The sequence below is a fragment of the Arthrobacter tecti genome (assembly GCF_054511355.1).
The window spans coordinates 18,421-34,958 of record NZ_JBTNCT010000011.1 but is presented as its reverse complement, the minus strand read 5'-3'; the positions used below and the strand labels follow the sequence as shown (position 1 = coordinate 34,958).

The following is a 16,538-nucleotide window of genomic DNA, read 5'->3' as shown; positions in this document are numbered from 1 at the left end:
ATGAAACTCTTTTGTGACCAGGAACGAATCCGTGTTGGTGTGGGTATGCTGTGGAAAGCACGCCGGGGTGGTCGCAGTTGATGGCCTCGGTGTTTCATCCTTTAGTGATGAGCTGCGGAACGCGCAGTTCGGTCGGGGCCAAGGAGGAAGAGTGCGAGACCCAGGTGTGGCAGTGGTGGTCGAGGACGATCTCGACGTGCGTAACCTTGTGAGCACTGTGCTCACGCAGTCCGGATTCGAGGTTCACTCGGCCGCCGAGGGCCGGAGCGGTGTGGAAGCGGTGAACGAACACAACCCCACCCTGGTGACCCTTGACGTGGGCCTTCCGGACATTGACGGCTATGAGGTCCTGCGCAGGATCCGCGGTATTAGCGATTGCTACGTGATCATGCTGACCGCGCACAACGAGGAACTCGACACGCTTACGGCCCTGCAGTCCGGAGCCGATGACTTCGTCACCAAACCCTTCCGCCCCCGTGAGCTTCGCGCACGCGTCGCGGCGATGTTGCGTCGCCCTCGAGGTGGACTGACAAGCGAAACGACGACGACGGCGCCAGCCGCCGTGGCGCCTGCGGAACCCGCACGTCCGGATTCCTTGCTGCGTCACAACGGATTAGCGCTTGACAAGGAAACACGCACGGTGACGGTTCGCGGCGAGGAATTGGTGCTGACCCGTAGCGAGTTCGACCTGCTGCATGAACTGTTGAGAAGTGCCGGTGCCGTCCGCACCAAGGGGGACCTGGTGCGGGTTGTGCGTGGGCAGTACTACCGGACGGATGCGTATATCAGCGAAGCCGATGAGCGGGCCATCGAAGTTCACATCGGGAACCTTCGGCGGAAGCTGGGGGAGGACCCGCGCAGCCCGCGATGGCTGATGACGGTCCGCGGCGTAGGTTACCGGCTTGTTCCGAAACGGCCGGACTAAGCCGGATTCTGCCCGAGGTGCAGGACGGTGAGTTCGCGCATGGTTCGCAGGCCGCAGCGGTGAACCCGCGGGAACGCAGCTTCTGCCTCGTCCAGTTTCCCGTCGCGGAGAAGGCTCTCGAGTCCGTTGGCCAGTTCGACCAACTGTGTGGCTCCCACCATGGTGGAGGTGATCTTCAGGCTGAGCACCGCATCGAGTGACGCCGCCTGGTTGCGACGGTTGATTGCCGTTGAAAGCCGGAGATCCCGCTCATCCCACACGCTGACATAATCCCGTACGAAGGCATGAGCCGCGGCGCGGCTGTCGAGCTGATCCTCCAGTTCGTGGAGGACATCGGGGTCCACCAAAGGCGCCCGGTCAACGCGGTGGCTCCCGCCCAGCACGCTTCGCGGCTCGGCTCCAACGGCGCGCAGGGACTCTGCGTCGTCGTCAGCACTGGGGCGGGAGAGAGCCATGGGCAAACGATACTTTCTCGAGGTTGGAGAAAAGCGGGAATTGACTGATACTTTGCAAACACTGCGGAATTCTTCGGCCTGTGTACGATTCAGGATCCACTGAACGTGGCGATCGCGTTGATGACGGCAGGCCCGAGGATGATGATGAAAAGCACCGGGAAGATGAAGAAGAGCAACGGGAAAAGCACCGTGACCGGCAGCTTCATCGCTTTCTCCTCCGCGCGCTGCCGCCGCTTTACGCGCATCACCTTCGCCTGCGTGCGAAGGACGCCGCTCAGCGCGATGCCGTAGGCATCAGCCTGCACAACGGCTTTTACGAAGCTGCGCAACTCCGGAATGCTGGTGCGCTCGCCGAGGGCCAGATAGGACTCCCGTCGGCTGCGGCCAACCTGCATGTCCTGAAGCGTGCGTACCAGTTCCTGCGCGAGGGGCCCCTTGCCGGTTTCGCCGGCGCGTTGCATGGCGCTTTCGAAACCCAGGCCGGCTTCAACCGAGATGAGCATCTGGTCAAGCGTGTTCGCGAGCTCAAGTTGCATGGCCTTCTGTCGTTCCTGGCCCTTGCTGTAGAGGAGGAGGTCCGGGATGAAGTATCCGAGAACGGTGAGGAACAACGCGAGCATAGTAATGACGGGCTTCTGCGCGGCGGTCGCCATCAGGACGCCGAGTGCCGCCGCGACCAAACAGAGGGCTGGTTTCGCGGCGAGGACCCGGCCCAGCGGCATGGACGCCGGCCGGCCGGCGAGGGCCAGGAGATGGTCGAGCTTCCGGACATAGCCCGACGGCGTGAGCGCCCGCCCGATGTTCGTCAGGACGTTAGAGGAAGTTCCTTTGGCCGGTTCGGTGCCGGTCACTCCCAGTTGCAGGTTTGCCTGCACCGTCTTGTTCGACTTGGTACCGGGGCTGAACAGCGTCCAGCCGAGGAAGGCCAGCGGCGCCGAAATGAGCAGTAGTGACATCACGAGCATCAGGTTCACGCCGCCCTCCTAGAACTTTAGGTCGATGATTTTGCGGAGCCAAAGGCCGCCGATGGTCATCATGATGGCCGACGCCCCGATCATGATCCAGCCCAGCGGCTCAGTGAACAGCGGAGTGACATAGCCGGGACTGACGATCATCAGCATCGCGCCGATTCCGAAGGGCAGGGCAACCAGGATGTAGGCGGAGAATTTGCCCTCCGCACTCAGGGCGCGGATCTGTCCTTTGATTTCACTGCGCTCGCGGATGGTTTCCGCAACATGATCCAGGACTTCCGCGAGGTCACCGCCCACCTCGCGGTTGATCTGGATCGCCTGCGCTATCCACGCGAAGTCATCACTTTCCATGCGCCGGGAGGCATCGAGCAGGGAAACCAGCAGATCCTTGCCGAGGCTGGTCTCGGTAACCACGCGGCGCATTTCCTCCGACGTCGGTACGTCCGCCTCGGTTGCAGCGGCGTCGATGGCCCGCAGGATGCTGTGGCCGGCGCGGAGGCCACCGGTGAGCAACTGCAGGGTGTCTCCGAGCTGGGTATCGAACTTCGCGCGCCGCCGTCCGGTCCGCATCACGAGGACAAGATGCGCAACGAACGGAGACAGGACAAGCAGAAGGATTCCCAGAAGGGGACCAGCAATAGCCCAGCCGAGGAGGAGGCCCGCGAGTCCGCCGCTGATGACCAGGAGGAAGGCATCGGCCTGGCTCAACCGCACGCCGGCAGTGTCCAGCACTTCCTGGCGATACAGCCGTTTCGGGTGGCGGCGCAGGTAGCGTTCCATCGCCCGCACGGCTGAGCCTGCGAAGCGGGTCAGCTGGGAGGTCGATTCCTCCTCAGGCGGGCGGCGGCGGTCCAGCGGGACAGCCGATTGCCGCGGCCGCAGGGCAACGATTAACAGCACGACGGCGGCGATGCAGAAGAGCGTTCCGCCCACGAACAGGAGGGTCATCGGGATCACCGCCGGCCGGTCAGCGCAGCGCCGAACACCCCGGGTGAGACGGTGATTCCCATGTCCTCGAAACGTTCGATGAAGCGGGGGCGGATGCCGGTCGGAATGGGCTTGCCGAGGAAGCGTCCGGAGGAATCGACGCCGGCCGAGTAGTCGAAGACAAACGCGTCCTGGAGTGTAACGACCTCGCCCTCCATACCCTGCACCTCGGTGACGTGGGTGATGCGTCGTGTGCCGTCGCGCAGACGGGCAATCTGGACGATCAGGTTGACCGCTGAGGCGAGCTGCTCCCGGATGGCGCGTAGCGGCAGGTCCATCCCGGCCATGAGTACAAGGGTTTCAAGGCGGGCTACGGCGTCGCGCGGAGAGTTGGCGTGGACGGTGGACAGCGAACCGTCGTGGCCCGTGTTCATCGCTTGCAGCATGTCCAATGACTCACCGCCGCGGACCTCGCCGATCACAATGCGGTCCGGGCGCATACGCAGGGAGTTTCGCACCAGGTCGCGGATGGTGACCTGACCTTTGCCTTCGGTGTTCGGCGGACGGCTTTCCAGCCTTACGACGTGCTGCTGCTGGATCTGGAGTTCAACGGCGTCCTCGATGGTCACGATGCGGTCCGAGTTCGGGAGGAACGAGGAGAGCACGTTCAGCAGGGTGGTCTTTCCGGTGCCGGTGCCGCCGGAGACGATGATGTTTAGCTTGGCCTTGACGCACGCGTCGAGGAGCTCGGCCATCTCCGGGGTCAGTGTGCCGTAGCTGATGAGCTTCTGCACCGTGAGTGGGGTCTTGCTGAACTTACGGATGGTCAGCGAGGAGCCATTCACGGCGAGTGGCGGAATGACGGCATTCACACGGGAACCGTCCTCAAGGCGCGCATCGACGAAGGGTGACGATTCATCGATACGGCGTCCCACCTTGGACACGATGCGTTCGATGACCCTGCGCAGATGCTCTTCCGAGCTGAACCGCGAGCCGGTAAGGACCAGCTTCCCGTCTTTCTCAACGTAAATCTGGTCCATCCGGTTGACCATGATTTCGGTGATCGCTTCGTCGTCGAGCATGCGCTGGAGCGGGCCGTAACCGAGGACGTCGTCAGCCACGTCCTGGATAAGCCGGCGGCGCTCATCCGGGCTGAGCGGAACCTGCTCGGCGTCGATCACCTGGCTCAGTTCCTCACGGGCGGTGGCCCGGAGGTCTTCCTCGCGCAGGGAGGAGTCGCTGAACCTGGTGCCCATGCGCTCATAAAGAGCTTCGGCGGCGCGCTGCTTCAGACCGGCGAAAGCGTCGATGCGCGCGCTGGTCGGCGCTTCGGGCGATGACGACGACGGCGCGACGCCGGCCACAGTGGCGCCGGTGAAAGCCGGTGTTTCGGTGGGAAGAGGCAGGGGTGGGGTGGGCAGGCGCTCGGCTGTCGCCGTCGTCGTCCCCGGTGTTTCGGCTGTAGCGCCGGCATTCTGGAGGCGTTCGGAGAGTTTCACCTAGATCACTACCCGGCGGTGGAGCTTGCGTTGGGTGCGTGCGCGCCATTGTGGGTCGAAGCGCTCGACCAGGCCGCGCAGATTCTTGGTTGCGGGGTCGCGGACTTCGTCCTGGAGGAGTGGAACGCCCCTGTTGGTTGCGAGTGAGAGGCCGCGGGAGCGGGGAATGGAGACGTCCACGGGCGCGCCGAGGGTCGCTTCGATGTCCTGGACCGAGAGCCCGGTTTTGGAATCGGCGAAGTTCAGGACCACGTGGCGCGATTCGGGGAAGAGGTTGAGGGAGCCGAGAACATCCAGGCCCGTACGGAGTCCACGGACGCTGGGTACGTCCATGCCGGTGACCCAGATGGCGTCCGTGCACTGTTCGAGTGCGGCGAGGCTGTGCTCGGTGAGGCCCGGGCCGGTATCCACGACTACGTACGGGAACTCTGCGGTGAGCTGCTTCAGGAGGACGGCGAGTTGGGCGGCGGAGATGTTGTCGGCTTCAGCGGGATTCTTGGGTGCACAGAGGGCGTAGATGCCGGACGGGTGCGGGGTGAGGAACGCCTTGAGCACCATGGTGTCCTGGGCAGCGGATCCGGAGACGGCGTCGAGGACCGAGTACTCCGGGTTCAGGTACAGGTTGGAAGCGACGTCACCAAACTGCAGGTCGAGATCAAGGAGGACAACGCCCATCGGCGCGAGTTTCCCGAGTCCGACGGCGACGTTCGTGGCAACGGTGGTCTTGCCCACGCCGCCCTTGGGTGAGAAGACACCGATTACCAGGCCATGTTCCTGCTTCGCTGCCTGCTGCGGATTCTCGGTGCGGTGGCGGCTGGCGAATGCGTGGCAGGCGCGTTCGAGCAGCATGCGCACGGCCGGGATGTCCGCTGCGGGCTGGAGGACGTCGCGTATGCCGGCTCGCATGGCCTGCAGCACGAACTCGGGATTCTCATCCGAGATGAGCACCATGCTGACGTTGGGGAATCGGACGTCGACGACGGTGGCGAGCCTCAGCGCGCCTTCCGGCGCCATGCCCGGTCCCAGGATGAGGACTTCGGGACGTTGGACGGCGAGCAGGTCCAGGAGGTCTTCGGGCTGTTGCAGGAGCTCCGGCTTGACGGAGAGAACGTCGCCGGGGAGTGCACCGGCCGCGGCGAGCCGGACTGTCTGCTCGAACGCGTTGTCCGCGGTGATGAGAAGGAAGCGACTCATCGGTACAGCTCCTTGTCGTGGACGATGAATGGGGGAGCGTCGGGGGTCTCGGCGCTCATCTTGCTTAGGTAGATCGCTTCGAACTCGTTCGCGAACACAAGACGTGTGGCCTGATCGGCATTGACTGCAACGGTCAGCATGAGGGAGCCGGAGGGAAGTGCTTCTGCTTCGGCAGCCGCCCGTTCTTCCTCGGTTGCGTTTGGGTCAAGTTGAGGAGCCGCCTCCGACGCACGTTGGACTCCGGTGACGAGTATGCGCTGGAGAACCAATTGAGTCGATTCGGCCTCGAGGTCCTCCTCGACACCGCCGGCTGTCATCGATACGAAGATGCCCACGTAGTCGCCTGCCTGTACCCGGCCGCCCGCAACTCTCTGTGGCTCAACCTGAAAGGAAACCTCCTGAAGACCTTCCGGCACCTCGACAGTTCCCGGGTTCGTTACCTCGCTGGGATCTACCAGGCGCTCGGTGACGAGCTGTTCACCAACCACTAGGTCGACGGCGGTTACCTTGCCTTCGGAGCTATTGAGGTCCTTTAGCGCGGTGTCGGCGACGGCGGTTGCCGGCAGCTCGGTCGCTGCGACTGCCGTGCCGAGCTCGGAGACGGGGGTCCCGGCCGGGACCGGCTGCTGAACCACGAGGACGCTGATCGGGTCAAGATCTTCGACGGCGCGGGCTTCAGCTCCGTTGGCGTAGGTGTAAACCATCATCGCGCCGACCAGTGCGAGCACTACGGCTGCGATTCCTGCAATGAGGCGGGACTTCATGGGGTCTCTTCTTCTTCGAGAGTGAGTTTGACGATGTCTGTTCCGTAGTCTGCTGATCCTGAACCGAGGGTGTAAGCATCCTCGAGCGAGACGTGCTCGACGAACTTTCCGATGATGCCGATGCAGTCCTTGGAACATTCGAATCCGTCGTAATGGTCTTCACGGAATGACTCGGGATACTTATTGCTGTTGCCTTGTCTGAGTTTCCAGCCGTAAATCTCGAACGCTGCGAAGCCGCTGAGACCGTAGGTTGCATTGTTGCCGCCGAACGAAACGGTCTTGTAGATGGGAAACAAACCGAGCGGATAGACGCCCGACTCAATCGAGGCAGCCCACTCCTTGAGGAGCGTTTGACATGGATCGCTGATCGTCCCGTTGCCGGGGTCACTACCGCTGGCCGCCTCGCTGATGTCTACGAAGGCTTCGCACTTTCCGGGCACAGTGTCGAGATGCCCGAAACCGCCAGGCGGACCGCCTGCGCATCCAGGCGGCGGCTGATCCTTTGAATTGTTGCCATAAAACTGCACCAGTTGCAGCGAGTCGATTTCTTGAACTTCGCACTTTGAGAAGACCACGGGAAACGGTGCTGGGCCTGAAACAGGGCTTCCCCACGCGGCGCTGGCCCGCGCCGTGACTTCAGCATCGGTGATACCTAGCACCCGCGCGAAGAACAGTGAAACGCGATTGTCTGTTCGTCCCGCTTCCGATGATCGGGTTTCGACCGTTACCGCTTGCTCCCCGAGGTCTAGGGCGATCGGAAGTTTGACCGCGCTTCGGTCGTCCAGTGCGTTCAGATCCGCAAACCCCTTGGCGAGTGAAGATTTATTGGAGCACGACGTAGCCAGTTCATCGTCAGCGCAAGCCTGTGCGATGCTCAACGCTGCGGCGTCCGCCCCGTTCTGAAGTTGCGCTTTCTCTGCGTAGAGAAGGCCGATGTCCACGGCCAAGGCAGCGAATGCGAGGAGAACAACCATCAGGAAGGCAGCGAGGACGCTGACCGCGCCCCGCTCTTCGTCCTTCGGTGTTAGCCGCCGCATCGCATGACTCCCTTGCCTGTCATCGTGAATGGTCCGGCGATGCCGGTAAGGGTGGTGAGTTCGTACGTAATCGTGACCGTGACCCGCGGACCCGACGGGCTGTCCGTACACGATCCGACATTGACATCGCCTGGCAGCAGTTCTGGGGCGAGGAGCGCCCCTGAGGTGACTGCGGCGGTCTTTGCCTTGGTTTTCACTTCAGCTGTGTCAGCAGCGGTCTGTGGATTTCCGATTGCCATAACCCGGACAGCATCGCGGGCAGCATTGGTCAGCGTGATCTGGGTATTGAACGCGCGGCCGAATTCCATAATGCCGAGCAGGAGGATAAGTAGAACAGGAAGAAGGAGTGCCATTTCGACTGCGACGGCGCCCCGCTCGACGTCACGACGGATCGTTCCCACGCACTCACCTCCAAGCCGATGTGCGTTGAGGGTGGAGGTACGAGACTCCACCCTCAACGTGAGAATATGATCTATGCGGCCGAGTCTCGTCCGCTCCGATTGGTGCTACTTAGAGCAGGCTCCGGGCGTGACAACGCCGGAGGTAGCGTCCGTGCTCGACGCACCCATGGTTCCGCCCTTGACACTGCACGCAACGTTATTGAATGTCGACGTGAGGTTTCCGCCGATGAGCGCTACAGCGGTGATGACCACAACGGCGATGAGCGCGACCATGATGCCGTACTCGACGGCCGTGGCGCCGGTCTCGTCGCGGTTGGTGCGGGACTTGATGATGTTTTTGGCGTCAGAGAAGAACGAGGTGAGCATTGGGTTTCTCCTGTACGAGGAAGAGGGTGGCTGGCCCTTCGCCAGCTCATGGCAAAGAAACTAGCAACGAAAAACCTCGAAAGCTCCAAGCTTGAACTAAAGCTGAGTGAACCCTGCAGCTGCCGCGTACTTAGGTGTCAATCCTGAGTATTCCCTGTGTATCCGCTAAGGGTTGCGTCGGTGCCGCCCGGAGTACGAGCGAGGCACTTCGATCATCTCTGACGAGGCTTCGTTGCGTGGCTCGACGGAGGAGGCACCAGCCGAAGCAGTGCCCTGGCCGCTTAGAATCCGCCCGTCGTGAAGTTCAAGAACGCGATCGGCACGCTGCATGAGCAGCGGATCGTGGGTGGAGACGATAGCCGCAACACCATGGCTGTGCACCAGATCGCTAATGAGGTCCATCATGGTGCCGGCCGTGACGCTGTCCAGTTGTCCCGTAGGCTCGTCGGCGATGAGCAGCTTAGGTCGGTTCGCCAACGCACGGGCAAGACCGACGCGCTGCTGCTGACCGCCCGAGAGCTCAGCCGGACGCTGGTGGTGATGGTCGGCCAGGCCCACCAGCTCCAGCAGCTCATCGACCCGTGCCTGGCGCTCCGCAGGTGGCATCCCGACCAGCCTCATCGGAACTTCCACGTTCTCCGCGGCCGAGAGAATCGGAATCAACCCGAAGGACTGGAACACGAATCCCAGCTGGGTCTGGCGCAGTTCCACCCGATCCGACTCGCGCATCGCAGTCAGCTCGCGATCCCCGATGAAGACACTGCCGCTATCCGGCTCGTCCAGCCCGCCAATACAGTTCAGCAGCGTTGTCTTTCCGGAACCAGACGGCCCCTTCACCACCAACAGCTCACCCGTCTGCACGGACAAGCTGGCGTCCTGGCACGCATGCACTGCGCTCTCGCCCAAGCCGAAAGTCCGGTATATACCGATGGCCCGCATTGCGGGAGCAGAATCGGCGCTCATTGTGTCTCCTCAGCATCGGACGAAGCTTTTGACGAAGCATCCGTCGAATTATCCGACGAACTACCAGGCGAAGCATCGGACGAAGCCGGGGTGACCCGCACGTGGTCGGGCTCCAACCCCAACCGAACCCGGTCCTTCATATCCAGGGTCTGCATGAAGTCCTGCGGAAGCTGCAAACGGCCCACGCGGTCTATCACGGCGAACTCCTCGGCAATCAGGTGCTCGTCGCCGTCGTTATTCAGGCCGGTCCGGCGAAGGGTCTCGGTGGAACACCGGCCGTCCCGAATCTGGACGGTGCGTTTCACATGCTCGGACACCGTCGGGTCATGCGTCACGATCAGTGTGGTGGTTCCGAGCTCCTCATTCACCGTGCGCATCGCTCCGAGCACATCGGCGGACGTGTGTTCGTCGAGCTCGCCAGTGGGCTCATCCGCCAGGATCACTGCCGGCGAGTTGGAAAGCGCGACGGCGAGTGCCACCCTCTGCTGTTCCCCACCGGACATCTCATGCGGCCTGCGATCCCTGCAATGCCCCACTCCGGCAAGTTCAAGGAGCTCATTGACGCGCGTCTCCTGCTCCTTGCGCCGGCTGATCGCCATGGGCAGAGCGACGTTCTCGGCGGCGGTGAGATAGGGGAGTAGGTTGCGCGGCGTCTGTTGCCAGACAAATCCCACCGTCTGGCGCTGGTACCGCGCCTGTTCCTTTCGGCTGAGCCCAAGCAGGTCCACCCCGGCCACCTGCGCACGTCCCGCCGTCGGTCTGTCCAAACCGGAAAGAATGGTCAGCAGTGTGGACTTCCCTGAACCGGAAGCGCCGACGACGGCGGTCATCTCGCCGGGCATCACGCGCAGGTTCAGCCCTTGAAGGGCCTGGACCTCGATCCCTTCACCCTTGAAAATCCGCACCACGTCCTCGCAGAGGATGTGCGGCTGCGTTTCTGTTGCCATGTGTGAACGCCCTAACTGTCTGTCATTCGAAGCACCGCCGCCAACCGTTGCCGTCGTCCCGCCGCCACAGCCGCGGCAAGCGAGGCAAGCACCACCACCATGAAACCAGTCACCAAGGCCACCACAAGCAGAGGATTGATGGCCAGCGCCGGCTCATCCTCGCCGCCGGTGAAGGCAGAAAGGTCAATACTGTCCAGAATGATGAGCGGCAGAACCAGGCCCAGTGCGGTTCCAGCGAGAATCGCGGCCGCCGCGATTGGCCCCAACTCCCACAACATCAATGCACCGTCGCGGCGCGGCGGGAAGCCAAGCGTACGCAGCAGCGAGATCAAGCGGTTCCGGGCCGGCGTGTTCACCACCGACGTCATCACAATCGTCAGGGAACAGAGCAGCACCATGGAAACGATGACCGCCCATAACCCCAATTGCAGACCGAGCCCAGAGGCTGATCCGAGTGTCCGCTCAATATTCTGGTCCGGCGTCTGCAGCAGAATTTGTGGACCCGTTATGTCCCGAACAGCTTCCATCACGGCCTGCGGATCAGCATTGTTGTCCAGGTCCGTGAGGACGATCGACGGCTGGAACGTCCGTTCCTCAACAGAGCCGATTGCATCCTGCCCCACCAGCATCCACTCCGCCGCCGGGCTGAACACCGTATTCAGCGGACCAACACCAACAACCTCAAGGTCAACGGTTGTTCCGCGATACCTAAGCTCGACGGCGGTGCCGGGCTCAAGCTCCAGGACCGGCGAGACTACAACCGGGAGCACGCCCTCCGAAGTCGGTTCCTCCAACGCCGCCAGCAGCGACGGCGGGAAGGCGCCCGCCAGCCCCTCCTGCACTCCACGCATTGCCGACAGGTCCGCCGTCACCAGGTTCACGTCCTTTGTTTCCCCGCGGACTTGGGCGCGGAGGCGGCTGAGGTCAGTCACCGGGGCAACGGAGGTTACGCCGTCGATCTCTCCGATGGCTGCAAGCTCCTCGGACGTGAACGGTGGCCCCTGGATGCGGAGGTCAGCGCCGACGTCGGCCTGCGCCGCATCACCTACCCCCGCCCGGAAGGTTGAGAGCAGGACTCCGGAGAACAGTACGACGGCCAGTCCCACGATCAGCGCCAGCACCGGCACCAGTCCGGCGCCCGGGGACCGCACTGCGCGGGTTGCGCCGAGGAAGCCGATCAGTCCCGGCTGGCGGCGTCGTGCCCTTGCGAACCAGGCCAACGGGACCGGGTACAGCCGGAGCACAAGAACGCACACGGCCAGCGCAATGAGCAGGGGAGTGGCAGAGAGCAGCGCATCAACCTCGCCATACTCAAGGGTTCCCTGCGCGATACCCCGCTGGAACAGCAGCGTGGTCGCGATCACGGCGAGCACGACGACGGCGCCCTCCGCACTCAGACGCCACCGGTTGCGTGTGAACGGGGCGAGGTCATCGCGTGCATCGTCTCCGCGCCGGTGTTGAAGAGCCATCAGGGCGGCGGGAACGAAAGCTGCCGCTACCGCCCAGCCCACATGGCCGACCGCGAAGGGCACGGGTACCAACAGGATCGCCGCGAGCGCGCCCAACACCGCGGCGGGTACCGCGAGGATCAGTCCGTCGAGTGCAAGGGAACCGCGCACCTGCCACTCGCTCGCGCCCCGGGCAGAGACCAGCGCAAGGGCTTGCCGCCGTCGTTCTATCAGGAGCCGGACAGCCAGCGCCGCTGTCGCGAGGCATACGCCAAGGGGGCCGGAAGCGAGCAACGCGAGGATCTGGTTCGTGGACGCAGCGCGCTGGGTAGCATCGGCAATCGCATCCGGCGTTTCGGATCCAAAGACCACCGTTGGTCCCGGCACGGAAATTGCCGGCACGGACACCGGTGTACCGAGGAATTCCCGCAACTGCGCTTCCACCTGCGGAGCCGTGCGGGCGGTCAGAGCTTCAGTGGCCATCGGGTACCAGTACGAGGCCTGCTCCTGTTCCGTCAACACGGGCACTATGAGAAAGGAGCCCGGCGAGATAAAGGCCGTGGCGTTGACTGCCGTTCCGGTATCGGGGTCGTATTCCTCGGCCGCCGAGAGGAGCGTATTGTTCAGGCTCCAGTAACCCGCGCCCGGATCGATTGCCTTGTAGATGCCGCTCAAAACCACCCGCTGCTCCGAGGGAATGTTCTCCGATTCGCGGATGGCGGAGGACAGCTGCACCGGAACGCTGCGTTCCTCACCCACCGGCCACTTGGCTGCCTCAGCTGAATCCTCCGACAGCAGGAGCCCGATCGGGTCGCCGCCGATTTGCTCGGGCGGCGGTCCGGGCAAAGTACCCTCGATGACTTCGATGTGCTCCAGTGCCTGCACATCCACGGCGTAGTTCAGCACCAACTCGCGGATGCGATCCGGTAGCGGACTGCTGACCGGTGATTCGATGCCCCTAGCCATCCAACGACCCTCGCCCAGCGCCGAGCCAAGAGGCTGCGCAAGATCCATGCGGATCCGTTCGAGCGCCCGCGCGGTCTGGCCGTCGTCGTCGGTCTGTTCCATCGGCTGGTCGAAGTCCGCGTACGGTGGTATCGCCGAGCCGAAAGCCCGTATCGCCTGCTGCGAACCAGCAAGGTTCGATACGGATTGCCGTAGGTCCGCGGTGTACATGGCGTCCACCGCGCGCGGCCATGCGCAAAGCAGCGCTGAAACTACCAGCACGATCGAGGCGAGAAGGATAGACGGCCAGCGCGAATGCCGGAACTGCCGGCGCAACAGGGCAAACAGTGTCATAGCGCGTCCACCGCCTGCGTGGGACTCAGGGCCTGCCTTCGGACGCGCTCGCCGTAGAACCAGCTCGACAGGAGCAGGATGAGCACCTGGGCAGCCAGCACCCCGAGCAAGGGCACGACGGCGATCGACAGGGGTGCGCGCAGCGACTCAGCAGCGTTGACCACCACTGCTTCGGCGAGAAGAGAGACGGTCAGCGCGGAAACGCCAAGGCCGGCCACCAGGCCAAGTACGACGGCGGCCGCCCCGACACTGAGCACTTCCCAACGGCGCCCGCGCACCTGGTCCCGGGCCTGCATTCCGAGAGCCCGGAGAACAGCGACTTCGGACCTCCGGGACTGAACCAGGGTCACAATGCTCGCGGTCAAAGCCGCACCGCCTATCAGCAGGGTTCCGATGGCACCGATCCAGAGTGCGGTTGTCGCCGGGCTGAGGAATCGTGCGATGAGGCTGTTGTCCGCGCTGGAGACGGTGCTGCCGGGACCGGCGATGGATGCCGCCGCAGCCGATGTGGAGGCGCGGTCCGCGGACGCAAGCCAGATCTCGCCCGGACGCGGCTGCGTGGATGAGCTGCCTAACCACGCCTGGCCGTAGGCCTGCAGATCCGTCAGGGCTGCAACGCTCTCGGTTGTCCCCGGAAGAACGGGGGACACGGCGCCCACAACACCTGCGATCTCAACTCCGCCCGGCCGCAGGGATACCGGATCGCCAACCGCGAGGTCCAGTTCGGATATGAGCTGGCTGGTGAGCGCAACGGACAACGGGGGTTGGTTCTGCGCGTCGGGCATCAAACGCACCTGCGCTGTGCCGAAAGTGGAGCCTTCCTCGGGGAAGCGCACGCCTATGCCTTCCTCCAATGGTTCGATGCCGTTCTGGGCAACCCCGAAGAGACTGTTGACCATCCCCATGGAGGAGTCATCGGTGAAGCGGGTTTCCCCGGTTCCCACGCCGCCGTCACTGGCGATGGTGGTGATCTCCAGTTCGAAGGAGGAGGAGACGGCGGCCCGTTCAAGGGCGATGTCGACCGCTGCGATGGCAACGGGATCCAGATTCTCCGGGAGCGGGAAGGAGAGGGAATGCGCCCGCTCGCCCGGTCCGGAAAGGGTCAGTGTTCCGGCCGGCAACGGAACCAGGAATCCCTGCTCGGTGCGGATCCAGGCGGTTATCGTGGCACGGCGGTTGGCGACGCCGTCGGTCACTCCCGACATGGCATTAGAGGTGAGCTGCATGCGTACCTGCGTTGCCGACGGCCGTAGGACCAGCGCGGGCTCCGGCACCGGCGCCTCGTACGCCAGGGAACTGGCGAGCTGCCCGGCGTCGACAGTGCTGCCACCCGCGGACAGCAGCCCTGGGAGTTTGGCTGCGTCCACTGCAAGGAGTGGCACCGTCACGGAGGCCAGGCGGGCTTCACCGCGGTAAGCCAGCGAGGCGGCGGAGACCGAGTCAATGGCGGCGTAGGGGGCCGGATCCGGGATGTCCTCGGGGGTGCGGACCACCAGCGGACCGGGCAGGGTTACCCGCACATCCGATCCGTTGCCGAGCTGGGCAGCGGCTTCCTGCGATTGGCTGGTTGTCTGTGCGTATGCGGCGGTGAAGGTGGCGCTTCCGACCGTGACGGTGACCAGCGCGATCGGGATGATGTACGAAGCGATACGGCGCGAAACCTGCCGCGCCGCCAACGGGAAACCGAGGGCCGTTCGCGCGGCGGCCCGGTGCTCCACGCGCCGCGCCGACCAGCCAGTGATGAGCAGCGCCAGAGCGGTGCATGCGAGCAACAGAAGCGCCGGTGCGGGCGCGGCCAGGGGATTCACGGCCAACGCTCCGCTGGCGGTTTCCGACAGGGGCGAGCGGTACAGCAGGAACTGCCATACGGAGATGGCGGTGGCCGCCGCGAGGAGCGCCAATATACCGAAGGATGCAACCTGGGCACCTCTTCGTGCCTCGGCACCGGAACCCGGCTCACGCACCGCGTCCAGCAGGGCAACCCCGATGAACACAGCGGAGGCCACGACCGCGCACAGCAACGGCACGGTCCAGCTGGCTGCCGCGAATTCCGCGACACCTTCCAGATATTCGGTCTCACCGCCGACCGCGAGCAGCGGTCCGAGCAGCACCGCAACGGCCCAGCCCAGAAGGGCACCGCCTGCCGCTCGCGGAACAATCTCGAATGCAGCTACCGCGGCGTGCTGCGCCGCCGTTGACCCGCGTGCGCTGATCAACCGGTCCTCGATCGTTCGGGTTCCCGCGAGCAGTCGAGCGAACTGGACAACGGTCACCGCACTCAAAGCAATCAACAGGATGAAGGCAATCGGGACGATCGCGCGAACGGCCTGCGTCGCATCAGCCGCGGCGCCCAGCAGGCCGGCGAGTTCTCCTGAAGGAATGACGCCGCCGTCGTTGATCGTGGGGTTGGCACCCATGAGCTCCGGAAGTTGGCGGAGCCCGTCCGCAAGGCTGGAAAGCGCCGCAGCGGAAACCGTTTCAGCGTTCACGGTGAAGACCCACTGGATTTTCGGCTGGCCGTTCAGCAGCGGGATCGCTTCAGGAGGTACGACGACGGCGGTCGGCTCGCTCTCGGCGCTCTGCACTGGAACGGGGTCAAGCAGGGCTGCGTCGGCGCCGCTTGGCTCGATGGTTGCTACCAGTTCCAGGCGTATGGTGCCGTCTGTTCCCTCAAGCGCGACTGTGTCACCAACTGCGAGCCCCAGGGACTCCGCCGTCGCTGCCTGCATTGCGGCCGGTATGGGCCCGGACACCGTCAACTGGTTCGCGCCACGGGCGAAGGCGTCGAGCGAGCCTTCTGCCGGCGTCGTCGTCGGGTTTGCACCGACGGGAAGGAAGGTCAGTTCCGCTGGCAGGTTGGTGGCAGTGCCACCGGACGGGACGAGGGCGCGCGGCGGAGAGTATGGGGCCGGGGTGATGCGCAGACCGTCATCGAGGCCCAGTTCGCTGAAGATAGCTGTGGCGGCGGTGCTCTGGGCCTCGCCGTTGTCAGCGATGGTGGTGTGGATCCGGAAGTAGCCCTGTGTGCCTGACGCGGAAGCGAGAGACCGCAGTGCCTCAGTGGCGGCGAGCTGTGTGTAACCACTGATGCCGCCGAGGACGGCGGTGATGAATGCAAGCGACAGGGCAATCAGCGTAAGCAGGCCACGGCGTGAACCAGCACGGCGGAACGCAAGGTGTGCCAGCACGTAGAACGCCCTCCCCCGGGATGCCGTGGCTGTTGGCCAGGTACTACAGGCGCCGGCCAGCGTATGACCCGCGCCACAATCAATGTTCTCCTGCAATCCTAAATGCTTCCCGGGAGTGACAGGAACAGAGTCGAATTGCTGTGGATAACGCAAC

General features: G+C 64.0%; 14 protein-coding genes. 1 reads left to right on the top strand and 13 read right to left on the bottom strand.

Annotation, left to right across the window (positions count from 1 at the left end; genetic code table 11):
• Positions 1-151 precede the first annotated feature (151 nt).
• Positions 152-925, top strand: a complete 774-nt coding sequence (locus ACX80C_RS12655; protein ID WP_459326831.1) for a response regulator transcription factor — start codon at positions 152-154, stop codon at positions 923-925.
• On the opposite strand, the gene ACX80C_RS12650 is transcribed toward ACX80C_RS12655, so the two are convergent.
• From ACX80C_RS12650 to ACX80C_RS12590, 13 genes are all read right to left on the bottom strand, one after another.
• A complete protein-coding gene (locus ACX80C_RS12650) occupies positions 922-1,380 on the bottom strand; it encodes an Hpt domain-containing protein (RefSeq protein WP_459326830.1) in 459 nt (152 codons plus the stop codon). The genes ACX80C_RS12655 and ACX80C_RS12650 overlap by 4 nt on opposite strands.
• A gap of 89 nt (positions 1,381-1,469) precedes the next feature.
• A complete protein-coding gene (locus tag ACX80C_RS12645; protein ID WP_459326910.1) occupies positions 1,470-2,345 on the bottom strand; it encodes a type II secretion system F family protein in 876 nt (291 codons plus the stop codon).
• Between the two features lie 18 nt (positions 2,346-2,363).
• Positions 2,364-3,299, bottom strand: coding sequence for a type II secretion system F family protein (locus ACX80C_RS12640; RefSeq protein ID WP_459326829.1), 936 nt, complete (start codon positions 3,297-3,299; stop codon positions 2,364-2,366).
• A 5-nt stretch (positions 3,300-3,304) separates the two neighbouring features.
• Positions 3,305-4,777 carry a CpaF family protein gene (locus tag ACX80C_RS12635; RefSeq protein ID WP_459326828.1) on the bottom strand — a complete coding sequence of 491 codons (1,473 nt, stop codon included), beginning with the start codon at positions 4,775-4,777 and terminating at the stop codon, positions 3,305-3,307.
• On the bottom strand, positions 4,778-5,971 hold the full coding sequence (locus ACX80C_RS12630) for an AAA family ATPase (RefSeq protein ID WP_459326827.1): 1,194 nt from the start codon (positions 5,969-5,971) through the stop codon (positions 4,778-4,780).
• A complete protein-coding gene (cpaB, locus tag ACX80C_RS12625) occupies positions 5,968-6,735 on the bottom strand; it encodes a Flp pilus assembly protein CpaB (RefSeq protein ID WP_459326826.1) in 768 nt (255 codons plus the stop codon). Before cpaB ends, ACX80C_RS12630 begins: the two co-directional genes overlap by 4 nt.
• Positions 6,732-7,772 carry a pilus assembly protein TadG-related protein gene (locus ACX80C_RS12620; protein ID WP_459326825.1) on the bottom strand — a complete coding sequence of 347 codons (1,041 nt, stop codon included), beginning with the start codon at positions 7,770-7,772 and terminating at the stop codon, positions 6,732-6,734. The genes cpaB and ACX80C_RS12620 overlap by 4 nt, the downstream gene beginning before the upstream one ends.
• Entirely contained in the window at positions 7,760-8,164 is a 405-nt protein-coding gene (locus tag ACX80C_RS12615; protein WP_459326909.1) for a TadE/TadG family type IV pilus assembly protein, read from the bottom strand. Before ACX80C_RS12615 ends, ACX80C_RS12620 begins: the two co-directional genes overlap by 13 nt.
• Before the next feature lie 114 nt (positions 8,165-8,278).
• The gene (locus ACX80C_RS12610) at positions 8,279-8,539 is read right to left on the bottom strand and encodes a Flp family type IVb pilin (protein WP_459326824.1); all 261 of its coding nucleotides are present in this window, start codon (positions 8,537-8,539) and stop codon (positions 8,279-8,281) included.
• 165 nt (positions 8,540-8,704) lie between these two features.
• The gene (locus tag ACX80C_RS12605) at positions 8,705-9,502 is read right to left on the bottom strand and encodes an ABC transporter ATP-binding protein (protein WP_459326823.1); all 798 of its coding nucleotides are present in this window, start codon (positions 9,500-9,502) and stop codon (positions 8,705-8,707) included.
• Complete coding sequence (locus ACX80C_RS12600; RefSeq protein WP_459326822.1) at positions 9,499-10,449, bottom strand: ABC transporter ATP-binding protein; 951 nt, start codon at positions 10,447-10,449, stop codon at positions 9,499-9,501. The genes ACX80C_RS12605 and ACX80C_RS12600 overlap by 4 nt, the downstream gene beginning before the upstream one ends.
• 11 nt (positions 10,450-10,460) lie before the next feature.
• Positions 10,461-13,196 (bottom strand): ABC transporter permease, encoded by a 2,736-nt coding sequence (locus tag ACX80C_RS12595; RefSeq protein WP_459326821.1) that lies wholly within the window; start codon positions 13,194-13,196, stop codon positions 10,461-10,463.
• Positions 13,193-16,384 carry an FtsX-like permease family protein gene (locus ACX80C_RS12590; RefSeq protein ID WP_459326820.1) on the bottom strand — a complete coding sequence of 1,064 codons (3,192 nt, stop codon included), beginning with the start codon at positions 16,382-16,384 and terminating at the stop codon, positions 13,193-13,195. Before ACX80C_RS12590 ends, ACX80C_RS12595 begins: the two co-directional genes overlap by 4 nt.
• Positions 16,385-16,538: the final 154 nt, after the last annotated feature.

Coding starts and splice junctions, on each gene's coding strand:
- ACX80C_RS12650 (WP_459326830.1), bottom strand. CDS start 1,380: ATGGCTCTCTCCCGCCCCAGTGCTGACGACGACGCAGAGTCCCTGCGC.
- ACX80C_RS12645 (WP_459326910.1), bottom strand. CDS start 2,345: ATGCTCGTGATGTCACTACTGCTCATTTCGGCGCCGCTGGCCTTCCTC.
- ACX80C_RS12640 (WP_459326829.1), bottom strand. CDS start 3,299: ATGACCCTCCTGTTCGTGGGCGGAACGCTCTTCTGCATCGCCGCCGTC.
- ACX80C_RS12630 (WP_459326827.1), bottom strand. CDS start 5,971: ATGAGTCGCTTCCTTCTCATCACCGCGGACAACGCGTTCGAGCAGACA.
- cpaB (WP_459326826.1), bottom strand. CDS start 6,735: ATGAAGTCCCGCCTCATTGCAGGAATCGCAGCCGTAGTGCTCGCACTG.
- ACX80C_RS12620 (WP_459326825.1), bottom strand. CDS start 7,772: ATGCGGCGGCTAACACCGAAGGACGAAGAGCGGGGCGCGGTCAGCGTC.
- ACX80C_RS12610 (WP_459326824.1), bottom strand. CDS start 8,539: ATGCTCACCTCGTTCTTCTCTGACGCCAAAAACATCATCAAGTCCCGC.
- ACX80C_RS12605 (WP_459326823.1), bottom strand. CDS start 9,502: ATGAGCGCCGATTCTGCTCCCGCAATGCGGGCCATCGGTATATACCGG.
- ACX80C_RS12600 (WP_459326822.1), bottom strand. CDS start 10,449: ATGGCAACAGAAACGCAGCCGCACATCCTCTGCGAGGACGTGGTGCGG.
- ACX80C_RS12595 (WP_459326821.1), bottom strand. CDS start 13,196: ATGACACTGTTTGCCCTGTTGCGCCGGCAGTTCCGGCATTCGCGCTGG.